Source organism: Streptodolium elevatio, assembly GCF_053592165.1.
Map to the genome: position 1 here is coordinate 1 of NZ_JBSFVE010000020.1, position 16,157 is coordinate 16,157.

At 71.7% G+C, this 16,157-nt stretch carries 14 protein-coding genes; 8 read left to right on the plus strand and 6 right to left on the minus strand.

The genetic code is table 11. From position 1 onward, the window contains the following. The first annotated feature begins 204 nt into the window (after positions 1 to 204). From ACWD12_RS30305 to ACWD12_RS30315, 3 genes are all read left to right on the plus strand, one after another. On the plus strand, positions 205 to 1,467 hold the full coding sequence (locus ACWD12_RS30305) for a methyltransferase domain-containing protein (RefSeq protein ID WP_450102217.1): 1,263 nt from the start codon (positions 205 to 207) through the stop codon (positions 1,465 to 1,467). A 64-nt stretch (positions 1,468 to 1,531) separates the two neighbouring features. After that, a complete protein-coding gene (locus ACWD12_RS30310) occupies positions 1,532 to 1,660 on the plus strand; it encodes a hypothetical protein (protein WP_450102218.1) in 129 nt (42 codons plus the stop codon). Positions 1,661 to 2,083: 423 nt separating this feature from the next. Continuing rightward, positions 2,084 to 2,323: a hypothetical protein gene (locus tag ACWD12_RS30315; protein ID WP_450102219.1), complete on the plus strand. Its 240-nt coding sequence runs from the start codon at positions 2,084 to 2,086 to the stop codon at positions 2,321 to 2,323. On the opposite strand, the gene ACWD12_RS30320 is transcribed toward ACWD12_RS30315, so the two are convergent. After that, on the minus strand, positions 2,320 to 3,042 hold the full coding sequence (locus tag ACWD12_RS30320) for a TetR/AcrR family transcriptional regulator (RefSeq protein WP_450102220.1): 723 nt from the start codon (positions 3,040 to 3,042) through the stop codon (positions 2,320 to 2,322). The genes ACWD12_RS30315 and ACWD12_RS30320 overlap by 4 nt on opposite strands. A gap of 107 nt (positions 3,043 to 3,149) precedes the next feature. On the opposite strand from ACWD12_RS30320, the gene ACWD12_RS30325 reads away from it, so the two are divergent. The 4 genes from ACWD12_RS30325 to ACWD12_RS30340 all read left to right on the plus strand — a co-directional run bounded on the left by ACWD12_RS30325 (position 3,150) and on the right by ACWD12_RS30340 (position 7,960). Continuing rightward, on the plus strand, positions 3,150 to 4,472 hold the full coding sequence (locus ACWD12_RS30325; protein ID WP_450102221.1) for an MFS transporter: 1,323 nt from the start codon (positions 3,150 to 3,152) through the stop codon (positions 4,470 to 4,472). Positions 4,473 to 4,550: 78 nt separating this feature from the next. Continuing rightward, positions 4,551 to 4,976, plus strand: a complete 426-nt coding sequence (arfB, locus tag ACWD12_RS30330; protein ID WP_358358669.1) for an alternative ribosome rescue aminoacyl-tRNA hydrolase ArfB — start codon at positions 4,551 to 4,553, stop codon at positions 4,974 to 4,976. Between the two features lie 170 nt (positions 4,977 to 5,146). Further along, the gene (locus tag ACWD12_RS30335) at positions 5,147 to 6,736 is read left to right on the plus strand and encodes a hypothetical protein (protein ID WP_450102222.1); all 1,590 of its coding nucleotides are present in this window, start codon (positions 5,147 to 5,149) and stop codon (positions 6,734 to 6,736) included. A 648-nt stretch (positions 6,737 to 7,384) separates the two neighbouring features. Beyond that, a complete protein-coding gene (locus tag ACWD12_RS30340; RefSeq protein ID WP_358358673.1) occupies positions 7,385 to 7,960 on the plus strand; it encodes an ATP-binding protein in 576 nt (191 codons plus the stop codon). A 15-nt stretch (positions 7,961 to 7,975) separates the two neighbouring features. Here ACWD12_RS30340 and ACWD12_RS30345 read toward each other — a convergent pair whose 3' ends face one another. The 5 genes from ACWD12_RS30345 to ACWD12_RS30365 all read right to left on the minus strand — a co-directional run bounded on the left by ACWD12_RS30345 (position 7,976) and on the right by ACWD12_RS30365 (position 14,470). Beyond that, positions 7,976 to 9,184 carry a cytochrome P450 gene (locus ACWD12_RS30345; RefSeq protein WP_450102223.1) on the minus strand — a complete coding sequence of 403 codons (1,209 nt, stop codon included), beginning with the start codon at positions 9,182 to 9,184 and terminating at the stop codon, positions 7,976 to 7,978. Between the two features lie 214 nt (positions 9,185 to 9,398). Further along, entirely contained in the window at positions 9,399 to 10,577 is a 1,179-nt protein-coding gene (locus ACWD12_RS30350) for an acyl-CoA dehydrogenase family protein (protein WP_450102224.1), read from the minus strand. Between the two features lie 141 nt (positions 10,578 to 10,718). Continuing rightward, positions 10,719 to 11,531, minus strand: a complete 813-nt coding sequence (gene yidD, locus ACWD12_RS30355; RefSeq protein ID WP_450102225.1) for a membrane protein insertion efficiency factor YidD — start codon at positions 11,529 to 11,531, stop codon at positions 10,719 to 10,721. 217 nt (positions 11,532 to 11,748) lie between these two features. Continuing rightward, the gene (rsgA, locus tag ACWD12_RS30360; protein ID WP_450102226.1) at positions 11,749 to 12,900 is read right to left on the minus strand and encodes a ribosome small subunit-dependent GTPase A; all 1,152 of its coding nucleotides are present in this window, start codon (positions 12,898 to 12,900) and stop codon (positions 11,749 to 11,751) included. A 280-nt stretch (positions 12,901 to 13,180) separates the two neighbouring features. Then, the gene (locus ACWD12_RS30365; RefSeq protein ID WP_358358682.1) at positions 13,181 to 14,470 is read right to left on the minus strand and encodes a YihY/virulence factor BrkB family protein; all 1,290 of its coding nucleotides are present in this window, start codon (positions 14,468 to 14,470) and stop codon (positions 13,181 to 13,183) included. An 18-nt stretch (positions 14,471 to 14,488) separates the two neighbouring features. On the opposite strand from ACWD12_RS30365, the gene ACWD12_RS30370 reads away from it, so the two are divergent. Next, positions 14,489 to 16,132 carry an acyl-CoA dehydrogenase family protein gene (locus ACWD12_RS30370; protein WP_450102227.1) on the plus strand — a complete coding sequence of 548 codons (1,644 nt, stop codon included), beginning with the start codon at positions 14,489 to 14,491 and terminating at the stop codon, positions 16,130 to 16,132. Positions 16,133 to 16,157 lie beyond the last annotated feature (25 nt).

Here is a 16,157-nt window from a genome sequence, read left to right on the forward strand (position 1 = left end):
AACCCACCCCCACCCCCCCGCCCCGGGCGGCGGCCGCCCCCGGGCGGCGCGTGCGGGGGGGGGGGCGGGGGGGGTTTGGGGGGCCCCCCCGCCGGGGGGGGCGGCGCGGCCCCGGAAGGAGCCACTCATCTGATCGTGATCGCGCCAGTTCTCCTCACTCGGCAACGGCGAAATCGCTCCCGGCGCAGGTCAGGCCACTCTCACGTGTATCGAGGATCGGTTGCGCGGCGCCGCCGAGGCAGCGCCGCGCCACGACACCACAACTCGAATCGTCCACAGCCGGTCAAGGCCCAGTGCCATGTCGCAATACAGGTACGAGGCCAACAGAGCGCATCGCGCGCAAAATCGCACCATGCGATCAGAACGGACGGTGGCGCTTGGAGCCGCGCCGCCAACGGCAGCGCGGCCCCAACAAGGACAGCCAGCTCGGACGCAACTCCCTTGTCGCGTACGCAAGGCTCTGTCGCGTACGCAAGGGCGAATACGCCCCCGCATCACGCGGGCGCGCGCAGACCAGACGACCTGCTGACGTCCGCCTCAGGAGCGCAGCTCTGCAGAGACCCAGCATCTACGTGGGCGGTACGGGATGTCCGCGGCGCTGTCGAGGCAGCGCCGCGGGACAAAGCCGAAGAACCTAGTCGTAGGTTCACAGAAATCGGCGCAGGCACCGGATTCACCGCCGCCCTGCTCAGGGACCGTGTGGGGCCGTCGGGGCGCGTAGTGAGCATCGAGGTGGACCCAAGCCTTGCTGCCACAGCCCGGAAGCGCCTCAAGGATGCCGGTGTCGACGCCGAAGTCATCGCTGCGGACGGTCTGAAGCCATCCGTGCTCGACGGTCCCTTCGATCGGATCCATGTCACCTGCGCCGTCCGCGGCGCGGTACCCGCCGCCTGGATCCGGCTGTGCCCCACCGGAAAGATCATGATGCCGTGGACTCCGACGTTCACCCACGCCGCCGATTACGTCACCACGCTCGACGTACACGACGGCATCGCCATGGGCAGGTTCCGCTATCCCGTGGCGTTCATGAAGGCCCGCTCACAGCGGCGTACGCCCTGGTCCGAGTGGCCGGAAGGGGGTGAAACACGCGCGTACGAGTCTCGGCTCTCGCCGGGCGAACTCGGGGCCCCGCTCGGGAACGCGGGAGAGTTCGTCGTCGGACTGCTCCTGCCGGGCATGGAGCACTACACGACCGGCGTCCACCCGTCCGACGGGGAACGGGTGTTGTGGCTGCGCCACGGCGACCGGTTCGCGTCACTGGGGTTCGGCGCCGGGATCAGTGTCAACGTGGCAGGCGACGACGGGCTTGTCGCGGACTACATCGCCGCGGTCGAGTGGTGGATGAACCACGGGTGGCCCGACCCGGAGGGCTTCGGCCTGATGGTGCGTGCACGGGACGACTGCTCGGACGCCACGGCGGTGTGGCACGCGACACCTGGGGTCCTGGTGTCCGCCAGGTCGCACTGACCTTTGGACTTTCGCCGGCCACCTGACTTGTGTTCAGGAGCACGAGAATCGACCGATCCAGGCCGTGCAGTTCTGGGCCGATATCGAGGACCTGCCAGGGGACTTCGTCCCGTCGACCCGGTACGCGCTCGACCGCTACCTGGCGGGTGAGCCGACAGAATTGACCGTAGAGGGTTGGGACGGTTCCGCATGAGTGTTCTGGGCTCACCGAGGCCGACTTCGCTCTTGCCGCGCATATCGACTGGATCGCCAAAGGGCACGGCGCAACTCCCGTGTGAGAGGGCTTTCTTCCGTGACCCGCTTGTGGACCGTCACGCGATATGTGGACGCTGCCGGTGTCGGGGGGCAGGTGGATGCGGTTGGGGGCCTCTACGCCGCGGTCTACTCCGAAGAGCCCTACGACGAAGGGCCTGACGACGTGGCGTAGTTCATGGCGCGTGACGTTGCCCCGGCATTCCACGGCCCTGGGCTTCGCGCTGGTTGTTGCGCGTTCGCTTGACGGGGCCGCGGTCGGGATGGCGTACGGGCTTCCGCCAGCGGCCGAGACACGCTGCTGGGCGGGGACGTTCGAGCCGCTGCCCCATACGTCACCGCGGAGGACGGGCACCGCACCTTCGTGGTCTTCGAGTTCGCCATCCTGCCCGCGTACCGACGGCTCGGTCTCGGGGGCGAGATGCACGCGGCGCTTGTCGGCCCCTGGACGGGCGAGCGGACGACGGTCACCGCGCGGCCGGAAGCGCAAGGAGCCATCGCGTTCTGGCGGGCCGAAGGGTACGAACCGCTGGGCCACACCCGCCCCTGGGACACCGCACCCGTCCATCTGATGATGGTCCGCAACCAGCCGAAGCAGGCCTAGTCTCCGTCGCCCGCGGTCGGGATGCGGGCGGCGATGCCGTTGACCAGAACATCCAGGGTGAAGACGAACTGGGCGTCCGGGGGCGTGGGTTCGAGTTCGCCGAGGCGGCCCAGGTATGGGAGTTCGAGGTCCGCTTCCGGCTGCAGCCAGGGCGGCGGGAACTGCTCCAAGACCGCCGGGTCGAGGTCGGGCGGCGGGCGGTCGTACGGCCCGTCCTGCAACTCCACGAACCCCACGACCGCCCGAATCGTCTCCATGCACGCGCGGTACGCGTCCCCGAGCGGCAACCCGACCCTCACAAAGAACCCGATCAGCGCGTCCACGTTCCGCAGCATCGTGGGGTGCCGGGCCATCGTGACGTTCTCGCGCAGCGCCAACGTGGTCATGCCCGGGTGGCGCCGGTAGTGCGCGCGGAGGTCGTCGCAGTACGCGCGCAAGCCGCCTCGCCAGGCCTCCGGTGCGGCGTCCAACTCCGGCGGACACCAGTCGGCCTCGAACAGCTCAACGGCCAGGGTGATCAGGTCGCGCCGATCCTCGACGTAGTTGTAGACCGCGCGGGGTGACACGCCCAGGTCGGCCGCGAGCGAGCGCATCGTCAGCTCGGCCGGCCCGCGGCGGCCCAGGAACTCCAGTGCGGCGCGCCCGACCGACTCGCGCGTGAGCGTGCTGCGGCCCTTGCGGTGGGTCGGCCGCCGCCGGGCCGGAGTGTCGCTGCTCATCGGGGCACGAGGCTAGCAGCGCTTGAACTTCACACATGTTGACTTTAAGCCGCGGCATCGCCACAGTTGCGCGGGTAAGGCTTGCCTCACCTCGTCAGGAGTCGCCCATGCCTCGGGGCCGTTTCGCCATGGACCTCTCCCCGCTGCGCGACAGCCGCGACTTCCGGCTGCTGTTCGCCGGGTTCCTCGGCGCGTTGATCGGCACGCTCATGACCAGCGTCGCCGTGGCATGGCAGGTGTACGACCTCACCGGATCCGCCGCACAGGTCGGCCTCGTCAGCCTCGCCCGCGCGCTCCCCCTGGTGGTCGGCGTCCTGGTCGGCGGCGTTCTCGCCGACCGCTTCGACCGGCGGCTGCTGATGCTCGCCACCCGCCTCCCGCTGACCCTCGTCGCGGTCGCGCTGATGGTCAACGCGCTGCTGCCCGAGCCGCACCTGTGGCCCATCTACGTGGCCACCGGCCTGACCGGCTTGTTCGCGGGCCTCGGCGGACCCGCCATGCTGGCGGCCATCCCCTCCCTCGTCGGCACCGAACGCCTCGCCGCCGCCGGCGCCCTGACCGCCTCCTCCGCCCAGTTCGCGGCCCTGCTCGGCCCGGCCCTCGGTGGCGTTCTGGTCGCGGGCCCGGGCCTGGCCGCCTGCTTCGCGATCGACGCGGCCGGCTTCCTGGTGTTCTCGCTGGCCCTGCTGTTCGTACGCCCACTGCCGCCCACCGCACCCGAGACCGCCAAAGGCGTCCGGCAGGCCTTCGCCGCCGTGGCGGTCGGCATGCGCTACGTACGGGGCCACCGCCTCATCGTCGGCCTGCTGCTCATCGACGCCGCCGCGATGGTCTTCACCATGCCGCAGGCGCTCTACCCGGTGCTCGCCGACCAGCAGTTCGACGGCGGCCCCGGCGTGGTCGGCCTGCTGTACGCCGCGCCCGCGCTCGGCGCCCTCGTCGGCGCGGCAACCAGCGGTTGGACGGGCCGCGCCGGCGGCCACGCCCTCATCGGCGCGGTCCTCCTGTGGGGCCTGTCGCTGACCGGCTTCGGCCTGACCTCTCTGCTGCCACTCGCGCTGGTCCTGCTGGCCCTCGCCGGGCTGGGCGACCTGATCTCCGAAACCCTGCGCTCGGCACTCCTCCAGCACGGCACACCCGACGAACTCCGCGGACGCGTCAGCAGCCTGTGGATGGTCCAGGCGTCCGTCTCGCCCGCCCTGGGCAACGCCGGACTCGGCTTCCTCGCCGAATTGACCAGTGCGCGCACGGCGGTGTTCACCGGCGGGCTGGTCTGCGTGGTGTCCACGCTCGCGGTCGCCGCCGCGTTCCCGGCGCTGCGCCGCGCGAGCCTGGCGGCGCCGGACGACCGGCTGCCCGGGCCTCGCCGCACTGACGACCAGGGCGTACCGGCTCGGCAGGCGGAGCGGAGCGGTCCGCCGCCGCGCTGAGGAGATCCGTACGTCAGCACCGAAGTCCGGCCGAAACTGCGTGGACTGCGCCCCGAACGGTGCCGGACAATAGGAGGCATGCCGACAGATCTCGATATCCGCGGCTCGGTTGTGCCCGCGGCCGAGCTGTCCTGGCGTTTCTCCCGGTCGTCCGGGCCCGGCGGGCAATCGGTCAACACGACGGACAGCCGTGCCGAGGTGTCGTTCGACCTGGCCGCGACGTCCGCGCTGCCCGAGCCGTTGAAGGCGCGGGCCCTGCGGAACCTCGCCGACCGGCTGGTCGACGGCGTGCTCACGGTGGCCGCGTCGGAGCAGCGGTCACAGTTGATGAACCGGCAGGCGGCGCGACGGCGGCTCGCCGAGCTGCTGGTCGAGGCCACCGCCCCGCCCCCGCCGCCGCGTCGGCCGACACGCCCGAGTCGCGGCTCAAAGGAACGCCGTCTCGCGGGCAAGGCTCATCGCAGCGAGGTCAAACGGCTGCGCCGCACGCCGGGCGGCGACTAGGCCGTGTCCGAGGGACGACCCGGCAGGCTCGCGTACGCCGACCGCCCCACTTCGTAACGTCGGCCGCACCCGTCCACCACAGTCCGCGGCTCCACCAAATGGACGGCCTGGCTGCGGTCTGACTGCGTGTTAAATGTCGCATTAGTCCAATTTCCTGGCGACAATCAGGCATGGCCAGCACCTCGGGTTCCTCGGACACGCCTGACACGCCTGACGCACCGAAAGCACCGAAAGCGCCCGACTCCCCCGCCGCGCCGAGTGCATCGAACGCGCCGGAGGCACCGCGCTCCCTTGATGCGCCCGGCACCCCGGACCCGGCAGCCGGCGAGCGGGAAGCCGCGGCAGGCACACCCAAGGCGCCCTCGGCCGAGAAGCCGCTCTCCGACGACGAGCGCGCCGAACTGGACCGACTGCGGAAGCGTACGTCCGGACGCGTGAAGCGCCGCGTCCGCACCGCCGGGTCGGTGGTCGCGCTCACGCTCGCGTGCCTGCTGGCACTGCTCTCCGTGGTCGCCGTCTGGGCCGACGACGTCATCGAGGACACCGACACCTACGTCGCGACGGTCGCCCCGCTCGCCCACGACCCGGCCGTCCAGAACGCCGTCACCAACCGCATCACCACCGCACTGAGCAGCCGCATCGACATGGACCAGGTCACCGACGCGCTCGCGGACACGCTGTCGGACAACGGCCTCCCGTCGGGCATCGCCGACCAGTTGCGCCGCCTGTCAGGGCCGCTGGAGAGCGGCGTGGAGAGTTTCGTACGCGACCAGGTCGAGGCCGTCGTGCAGAGCGACGCCTTCGCGGACCTGTGGACCACCGCGAACCGCGACGCGCACGCCGCGATGGTCAAGGCCCTCACCGGCCAGGGCAACGACGCGATCAACATCGACGGCGGCACCGTGACGCTGCAGCTCGGACCGATCATCGCGCAGGCCCAACAGCGCCTGGTGGACCGCGGGTTCAGCCTCGCCGAGGCCATCCCCGAGGTGGACAAGTCGATCGTGCTCGTGCAGTCCGACCAACTCGACGAGGTCCGGACGTACGTCCGCATCCTGCACGCCGTCGGCTGGTGGCTCCCCCTCATCGCCCTCGCCGTCGCCGCGCTCGGCCTGTGGATCGCCCCGAACAGCCGCCGCGCGTTCATCGGCCTCGGGTTCGGCGTGCTCGCCGCGATGCTGCTGCTCGTGCTGGCCCTGCTGATCGGCCGCCGCATCTACCTGGACCGGCTGCCCTCCAACGTCGAACAGGACGCCGCGAAGGCGGTGTTCGACGCGCTGGTCAAGTTCCTCCGCCACTCGGCCTGGACCCTGGCGGTCATCGGCGCCGTCACCGCCCTCACCGCGTTCCTGTTCGGTCCGTCCCGCCCCGCCCGGACGATCCGCCGCGGTCTCACCGCAGGCCTCGGCGCCGCCGGACGCACCGCCTCCGACGCGGGGGTACGCACCGGCGCGGCCGGGTCGTGGATCGCCGGCCACCGCCACCCGCTCTACCTCGGCGTCATCGCCCTCGGCGGCCTGTGGCTCTTCCTGTGGAACGACCCGACGGTGGGATCGGTCCTGCTGGTCGCGGTGCTGGTCGCGCTCGTGCTGGCCGTCCTGGAGACCGTCTCCGCCGCATCCGCCGCAGAGACCGCGGCGACGACAGCGACGGCAAAGGACGACGAGGACAAGGCTCCGCGCCCCGACGACGACGGCGGCGCGACCACCTGGGAAGCCGAAGACACCAAGTCGCGCACGCCCGGCGGCCGCACACCCTGACACCCTGACGCCCTGACGCCCTGACGCCCTGACGCCCTGACGCCCTGACGCCCGGCAGGCTCCCGCCCAAACTCCGCCCGAATCCCGCCCAAATCCCGTCTGCTTCTCGCCCGGGGGTCCCCCCTGAAGCCCGCCCGGTCCCCGCCGAACTCCCGTGGGCGAGCCCGGCCGCACGCCCGTCCGCACTCCCGCACATCCGCCTGCCCACCCGTCACGATGTGTTCACACCTGGACACGGCACGGCGTCGGCCATCAATATGCAGATACGGGCAAACCTGACCGGCAAAACATCATGTCCGATGTCATTCCGGATCACAGGCGGAAAACCATGGATGCTTCATCACGGGGCGCTCCACACTGGCCATCCAAGCCACTCCGCACATTTGAGGATCCAGGGATGCGCCATCCCTCAGTGGACGCGTGCCGCCCCCCGGCGTTGACTTCCCGTCAGCCCGCCGCCCGGCCGCGCACCATCCCCCGCCCCCTTCCGTCCACACCCCAGGGGAACCGCCACAGGCATCGCACCTCGTACGCCACGCACACACCCGGCAGCCTCGCCGCACCGCTCGCCCCCGCCTTGCGGCGCCCTCGGCCACCCGGTCCGAACCACGTCAGAGAGCACGACCACTGCCGACCACGGGGCCGCACATGACTGTGCCAGGACGGCCCGGCTCACGCCGGGCCGCACATCGTGAGAGCGCCGAGGCGCGCGTACGCCGGTCCCTGGAGACCGCCGTGGGCGGCGGCCCCGCGGATCTCGGCCCCACACCCGCGGACCCCGGCTCCGGGTACGGCTCCGGACACTCCCCCGGCCCCGTGCTGGTCCGCTGGACACTGCCGCCGGTGGTCGCCGCGGTACCCGAGGTACGGCACCGCCTGCGCGATGTCTTACGGGGTTGGCGTATTCACCACGACCTCGAGGACACCCTCTTACTCGTCGCGACCGAACTCGTGTCCAACGCCGTCCGACACGCTGCGGTTTTGACCGAGCGGGTACGTGTCACGCTGGCCCTCACCCAGGGCCGGATCAGACTCGACGTCACCGACGACCACCCCTTTCGGCCCCGCGCGCTCATGGACACCGACGAGGAGTCCGAGGACGGCCGCGGCCTGCTGATCGTGAAACTCACCGTCGCCGAGGCGCACGGCGTCATCGACGTCCTGCCGTCCGCCGGGGGCAAGACGATCCGGGTACGCGTCCCCCTGCTCAGAGCAACCCGCTGAACCCCGCCCCGCCGGTCAGGCGGCGGGCACCACGCGCAACGGTACGCTTTCCAGCGTCCGCGAGACATGGCCGAGCCGCCGCCGCGGTTCGCCCGCGAGTTCGATGCGCTCGACCTTCCCCACCAACGCCACCAGCAGCGCTTTCGCCTCCAACCGAGCGAGCGCCTGCCCCGCGCAGCTGTGCGTGCCCGAGCCGAATGCCAGGTGGTCCACGGGATTGCGCCCCACGTCGAAGCGGTCCGGGTCCGCCCACTTGCGCCCGTCGCGGTTCGCCGAGCCGAACAAGAGCATCGCCCGCGCGCCCTCCGGCACCTTGGCACCGTCGACCTCGGTGTCCCGGGTCACCGTGCGGAAGAACGCCTGAACCGGCGCGTCGTACCGGAGCACCTCCTCGAACGCCCCCGGGATCAGCGCGGGGTTCGCGCGCAACGCGGCCCACTGGTCCGGGTGTTCGGCGAGCAGGAGCAGCAGCTGCGCGAGCGCGTCCGAGGTCGTGCCCATCCCGGACACCAGGAACGTCATGACCACCGACAGCGCCTCGACGTCGTTGACCTCGCCGCGGTCCGCCGCCTCGTAGACCTTGGCGCCCATGCCGTCCGGGTCCAGGTTCTCGCGCGTCACCACCTCGCCGACGTAGCGCACGAGTTCGTCGAGCAGCGGCAGCGCCGCGTCGGCGCGCTCGCCGGTCGGGCCGAAGTTGTCGAAGACCGCGGCCGACCACTGCGGCAGCCGCTCGCGGCCCTGCACCGGCAGCCCGACCAGGTCCCCGAGGATCTCCACCGGAAAGGTGCGCCCCCAGTCGGCGACCGCGTCGAAGGACCCGCGCTCCACCAGGTCCTTGACCAGGTCCTCGGCCCGTACCCGGATCATGTCGCCGAGGCGCGGCAGGTGGCGCGGGCCCAACTGGGCGCCCATCAGCCGCCGGTAGCGGTCGTGGTCGGGCGGGTCGACGCTGCTGGGCAGCCCGGCCTCGACCGGGTCGTCCTGCACGCGCAGGCCGATGCCGCCGCGCGACGAGAAGGTGGCGGAGTCGCGCAGCGCCTCGCGCACATCCGCGTACCGGCCGATCGCCCACACGTCGTGGAGCGGTACGTGCACCGCGGCCCCCGCGTCGCGTACGCGCGACCACGCCGGATAGGGGTCCGCCAGCACCTCGTCCGCGAACGGGTCGAACCCGGGGTCGAGCGCGGGACCCGGGGTCGCCGGGACGGGCTGCGCACTCACACGTACCTTCTTCCTCGGCCCTGCACCGGCCGTCGACGCGCCGGCCGGTCCTCGGGACGGCGGGGCCGGAAACGCTGGGAGCAAGGTAGTGCCATTCGCCGGGCACCAGAAGACCCATACCGGACGTAATGCCCGGTTGGGCCAAGGGAGTCCGCAGGCACGGGTGCGGGCACGGGCGTGGTGGTCCGCGTGTCGGACCGCCCGTCCCGCGAGGTCAGCGGAAGGCGTCCAATCCCGTCAGCGCCTTGCCGATCACGAGCGTGTGCATCTCGGACGTGCCCTCGTAGGTCAGCACCGACTCCAGGTTCGTGACATGCCGCATGACCGGGTACTCCAGCGAAATGCCGTTGGCCCCAAGGATCGTGCGCGCGGTCCGGCAGATCTCGATCGCCTCGCGCACGTTGTTGAGCTTGCCGAAGCTGACCTGCTCGGGCCGCAGCGTGCCGGCGTCCTTGCGGCGGCCCAGGTGCAGGGCGAGCAGCAGTCCCTTGTGCAGTTCGAGGGCCATGTCGGCGAACTTGGCCTGGGTGAGCTGGAATCCGGCGATCGGCCTGCCGAACTGCTCGCGGCCGCCCGCGTACCCGAGGGCGGTCTCCAGGCAGGTCCGGGCCGCCCCGATCGAGCCCCACACGATCCCGTAGCGCGCCTCGCCCAGACAGGTCAGCGGCCCGCGCATGCCGACGACGCCCGGCAGCACCGCCGATTCGGGCAGCCGCACGTCGTCGAGCACCAGTTCGCTGGTGACCGAGGCGCGCAGCGACATCTTGTGGCGGATCTCCGGCGCCGAGAACCCCGGGGTGTCGGTCGGCACGACGAACCCGCGTACGCCCTCGTCCGTCTGCGCCCACACCACGGCGACCGCGGCGACCGAGCCGTTGGTGATCCACATCTTCCGGCCGTTCAGGACCCAGTCGCCGCCGTCGCGCTTGGCCCGGGTGCGCATCGACGCCGGATCGGACCCGATGTCCGGCTCGGTGAGCCCGAAGCAGCCGATCGCCTCGCCCGCGGCCATGCGCGGCAGCCACTCGTCCTTCTGCTCCTCGGAGCCGAACCGGTGGATCGCGAACATCGCGAGGGAGCCCTGCACCGACACGAGCGACCGCAGTCCCGAGTCGCAGGCCTCGAACTCCAGGCAGGCCAGCCCGTACTGGACGGCCGACGCACCCGCGCAGCCGTAGCCCTCCAGGTGCATGCCGAAGGCCCCGATGCGGCCCAGTTCGACGGCCAGCTCGCGGACGACCGGCAGCTCGCCGCTCTCGAACCACTCGGCGACATGCGGCGTCACGCGCTCGGCGCAGAACCGCCGCACGGTGTCGCGTACGGCCAACTCCTCGGCGTCGAACAAGTCGTCGATGCCCAGTGGGTCCCGCGGATCGAACGGCGCACGCGCCATGACTGCCTCCCGGTCGATGGACGAAGGCGCGACACGGCCGCGCTTCCTGCGCCTCCCTTGCTACCACTCAGTAAGCGCGTGTGTCTGCCCGCCGGGCCGCCCACGAATCCCCTGGCCCCGACGGGGTGCCCGCGCGGCGGCCTATCGGACCGCGCCCGCCTCCGGGACCGGGTCGTGGCCGCCCGGGTGGCTGCGGTTGCAGCGGGAGAGCCGGCGCAGCGTCATCCGGCCGCCGCGCCAGGCGCCGTGGCGCTGCAAGGAGGTCGCGGCGTACGTCGAGCAACTCGGCGTGTAGCGGCACACCGGCGCGGCCCGGCGCGGGCTGACGTTGAGGCGGTACCAGCGCACCGCACGGAACATCGTGCGGGCGGCCCGGCCGTTCGGCAGCACGCTGTCGACCGTCGACAGCGGCTTCGCGGGCGTGTCCGGGCGTACCGGGCGCTTCCCGACCAGGGCGCGCAGGACCGACCACAGCGCGACGAACGGCAGCGTGAGCACCATCACGATCAGGCAGCCGTCGCATCCGCAGCCGTCGCCCCCGCCTCCGCTGCCACCACCGCGACCGCCTCCGCCACCACCGCGTCCGCCACCGCCGCCCCCCGGCATGCAGCCGCAACCGTCCTTGCCCCCGCCGCCACCGCCCTGACCGCTGCCGCCGCTACCGGTGTTGGGCACCGGGTCACCCGAAGGCCCGTTGTCGTACGGCCGGTTGCCCCCGGCACCGTCGCGGCCCCCGCCACGACCGCCCCCGCTGCCGCCGCCACCGCCGGACATCTCACTGAACGCGTCGACGATCTCGCTGTCACCGTCGTCGTTGCACGGGTTCTGGCACGGATTCCGCAACGGCTCGCGGCAGTCCCGCCGGTGCTGCACCGGCTGCTGACCGCCCGGACCGAAGGGGTTGCCCCCCTGGGGTCCCCCGCCGTACGGGTTGTTCGGATTCGCGTGAGACACGCCTTGCCTCCCCGAGTGTGGTTCTCCGTGCAGATCGCGACCGGGCAGGTCCCATCCAACCCGGTAACCCACCAGAGTTCGCAAGTGGCCGTTCCGGTTCCCGCAGGCGGCCGGGCAGGCACGGCACCGCCGCGGACACGGTAGAGCGGCGGCGGACACGTCCGTCCGCCGCCGCTCACCCCGGCATTCCGCTACGCCGGGCCGACCGCCTCGCCGCCTACTTCTTCGGCGACGGGTTGCGGCGCATCTCCTTGTGGATCACCTTCCACTGCCGCGCCCGCTCCGCCCGCAGGCGGTAGTCGGTACGCGAGGCGATCCAGTCCGCCTCGCGCCGCAGCTTCTGGTAGCTCTCCAGACGGCGGTGCGGCAGCGCCCCGGTCTCCACGGCCTCCAGAACCGCGCACCCGGGCTCGGCGACGTGGCCGCAGTCCGCGAAGCGGCACTCCTCGGCGAACGCCTCCACGTCGGAGAACGCCATGTCGAGGCCGTCGTTGACGTCGAACAGGCCGATACCGCGCAGCCCGGGGGTGTCGACGAGAACGCCCCCGCCCGGCAACGGGATCAGCTCGCGCCACGTCGTGGTGTGCCGGCCCTTGCCGTCCTGGCGTACCTCGCCGGTCGCCAGTCCGGCGCCGGTGAGGGCGTTGGCGAGAGTGGACTTGCCCGCGCCCGAGGTGCCGATGAGCGCGAGCGTCTGCCCCGCCGCGATGGCACCGAGGACCTCGACGCCCTCGCCGGTGACGGCGCTGACCACGATCACGTCCGCGCCGGGCGCGGCCGCCTCGACGTCCGCCCGGACGTCGTCCGCGTCGTCGACCGTGTCGGCCTTGGTGAGGACCACGACCGGCTGGGCGCCGGAGTCCCACGCGACCGTCAGGAGGCGTTCGATGCGGCCCAGGTCGGGTTCGATGTCGAGCGGGACGACGATGAGCACGGCGTCGACGTTCACCGCCAGCACCTGGCCCTCGGAACGCCCCGACGCCGACGACCTGGTCAACGCGGTACGCCGGTCGAGCAGCGCCTCGATGACCGGCTCGTCGTTCGGGGTGCCGACGACGGCGACGGCCGCCCAGTCGCCTGTGCACGGCAGCGGCCCGGAACCGTGGGCGGCCCGCAGCGTGCCGTGGTCGGTGACGATGTCGCACGTCGAGCGGTCGACGCGCGAGACGCGCCCGGCCACCAGACCGCGGTCGGTGTACGGCGCGAACTCGGCCGCACGGTCGGCGTCCAGCCCGAGCGCGGCGAGGACGCCCGGCGTCTCCGGGGAGCCGGGGAACGGGTGGGAGGACTGGTCGGAGAATCGGTCGGAGAACTGGTCGAACTGCGAGAACCGGGAGAGCCCGGAAGGCTCGGAGAACTCGGAAGACAAGAGAGAAGGACCCTTCGATGCGGGTCCCTGATGAAGCCGACGCGGCTGGTTGGCAGCGCTAGGCGGCGGCCGGGACCCGGAGGAATGAGACGGATGCGGGAGGGCCGTCGACACCGACAGCCGTCATCCAGGTGACGTGTGCCATCACGGTCTCCACCTCCTCTTCGTCTCGTCCTCGACAGGTCCAGGGCCCGTGGGCCTCATCGAGTATACGACAGCCGCCCCCCACGAGGCAGTCCCGTTGCGCCGATGGCCGACCGGCCTCGCGGTTGCCCGCTGCTCACCGGGGGTCGTTGCGGAAGTGCTCGTCCGGCGGACCCGACGTGGGCCGTACCGGCGGCCACAGCTGCTCGTCCAGCGAAAGCCCCGGCGGGGTCTGCCCGGTCGGCATCTGCACCGGGGGGGAACCGGCGTCCAGCCGGCGTGTCCCGTTGCGGCCCTCGGGCCGGTTGCCGCGCGGGGGCGCGTAGTTGGCCCAGCGCTCCGGGAACTCCGCGGGCGGCTCGCCGTCGTCCGCGCCCGGATCGGGGGCGATCAGGTCCACGGTGTCGTCGTTGGCGGACGGGTCCCAGTCCTCCGGCAGACCGCGGTGTCGACCGGCCCGGCGTACGGTCGCCATCGCGCTGGCGATCTCCGCCGCCGCGCGCTCCTTCTCCGCCTCGGCACGCGCCTGCGCGGTCTCGTGGCTCGGCCAGACCTGGTCGATCGCGGCGTTCATGGCGGCGCCGATGAGGATCGCCATCGCCGCGAAGTACATCCACACCAGGACCGCGACGGGTGCGGCGAGCGAGCCGTAGACGCTGGGTCCGTCGACCGTGGTCGCCAGGTACACGCGCAGCAGGAAGCTGCCGAGGATGCACAGCAGCAGGGCGACGAGCGCACCCGGGATGTCCTCGCGCCACGGGGTCCGGACCGGGACGGACACGTGGTAGAGCGTGGTGAGGAAGCAGACCGACAGGATGACGAGCACCGGCCAGTACAGGATGTGGACCGTGCCCGCGAAGTGCGGGAACGCCTTGACCACCAGCTCCGGCCCGGCCAGCAGCAGCGGGATCAGGAACATGCCGAGCACCAGGCCGACGACGTACAGGCTGAAGGACAGCAGGCGGGTCTTGACGATGCCGCGCTTGCCGGACAGGCCGTACATGATCGTGATCGTGTCGACGTACACGTTGAGCGCGCGCGAGCCGGACCACAGGGCGATGACGAAGCCGACCGAGATGATGTCCGCGCGGCCCGACGAGAAGACGTCGTTGACGAGCGGGACGACGACTTGGTCGACGCTCTTCTGCGACAGCACGCTGCCGCTGCCGTCGATGATGTCCTCTTTGAGGCCGTCGATGGTGTCCTGGCCGATGGCGCCCTGCAGGTAGCCGATGGTCCCGGCGAGGCCGAGCAGCAACGGGGGCAGCGACAGCAGCATGAAGAAGCCGGCCTCCGCGGCCAGGCCGGTGACCCGGTTCTCGTAACACGAGATGAACGTCTCGCGGACTATCCGCCAGAGTGCGCTCCGCAACCGGATGCGGCCGGGACCGCGGACCGGCGACCGTTCTTTCTTGTCCGCTGCCACGGTTCTAAAGTATCGGGAATGGGCCGTCCTACCCACGTGGTCGCCAACCAGCCGCCCCCGCTGACCGGATATGACGTCTTCGGTTCGGATCGGGTACTGGTCGAGGCCGTACGCAGGCATGCACCGTCCGCCGATGTAGAACGCCTGCACGATTTGGGCGTTCTCGCAGGATCAGAGACCGCGCAGGAGTGGGGCCGGCAGGCCAACACGGTCACTCCCGTGCTGCACACCCACGACCGCTACGGGAACCGGGTCGACGAGGTGGAGTTCCACCCGGCCTGGCACTCGCTGATGCGCACCGCCGTCGGTTTCGGGCTGGCCGGCACCGCGTGGTCCGACCCCGGACCGGAGGCCCACGTGTGGCGGGCCGCCGGCTTCATGACGTGGAGCCAGGCGGAGGGCGGCCACGGCTGCCCGGTGTCGATGACGTACGCCGCCGTCCCGGCGCTGCGCACCGACCCCGCGCTGGCCGCCGAATGGGAGCCGCGCCTCACCTCGACCGTGTACGGGGACCAGCTCCTGCTGCCGCCCGGCACCAAGCCGGGCTGCCTGGCCGGCATGGGCATGACCGAGAAGCAGGGCGGGACCGACGTCCGGGCCAACACCACCGAGGCGGTGCCGCTGGCCGCCGCGGGCGAGTACGAGCTGACCGGGCACAAGTGGTTCTGCTCGGCGCCGATGTGCGACGTGTTCCTGGTGCTCGCGCAGGCCCCCGGCGGGCTGACGTGCTTCCTGGTGCCGCGCGTTCTGCCGGACGGCACCCGCAACGTGTTCCTGCTCCAGCGGCTCAAGGACAAGCTCGGCAACCGCTCGAACGCCTCGTCCGAGGTGGAGTTCGAGCGCACCTGGGCGCGGCGGCTGGGCGACGAGGGCCGCGGCGTGCGCACGATCATCGACATGGTCGCGGCGACGCGGCTGGACTGCACGATCGGCTCGGCGGCGCTGATGCGGCGCGCGGTCGCGGAGGCGACGCACCACGCCGCGTACCGGCACGTGGGCGGCCGGGCGCTGATCGACCAGCCGCTGATGACGAACGTGCTGGCCGACCTGGCGGTGGAGTCCGAGGCGACGACGCTGATGGCGATGCGGCTCGCGGCGGCGTACCGCGCGGAGGACGCGCAGCAGCAGGCGCTGTTCCGCATCGCGGTCGCGGTGTCCAAGTACTGGACGACCAAGCGCGGCATCGCGGTGGCGGCCGAGGCCATGGAGTGCCTGGGCGGCAACGGCTATGTCGAGGAAAGCGGCATGCCGCGCATATATAAGGAAGCGCCCGTCAACGCGATCTGGGAGGGCTCCGGGAACGTCCAGGCGCTGGACGTGCTGCGGGCACTGCGCCGGGCGCCCGAGTGCCTGGACGCCTTCCTGCGCGAGGTGGGCGAGGCGCGCGGCGCGGACCACCGGTTCGACGCGGCGGTCAAGGACTTCCTGGTCGAGCTGTCGGACCTGGACGACATGGAGGTGCGGGCGCGGCGGCTGATCGAGCGCATGGCGCTGTTGTTCTCGGGGTCGTTGGTGCTGCGCTGGTCGCCGCCTGAGGTGGCCGACGCGTTCTGTGCGGGGCGGTTGGGCGGTGAGGGCGGTCTGATGTTCGGGACGCTGCCGCGCGGTGTCGAGGTACGCCAGATCGTGGACCGGGCCCGGCCGCACCCGGTCGGCGGCTGATCCGGGAGGCCGGCCGGTTCCCGCG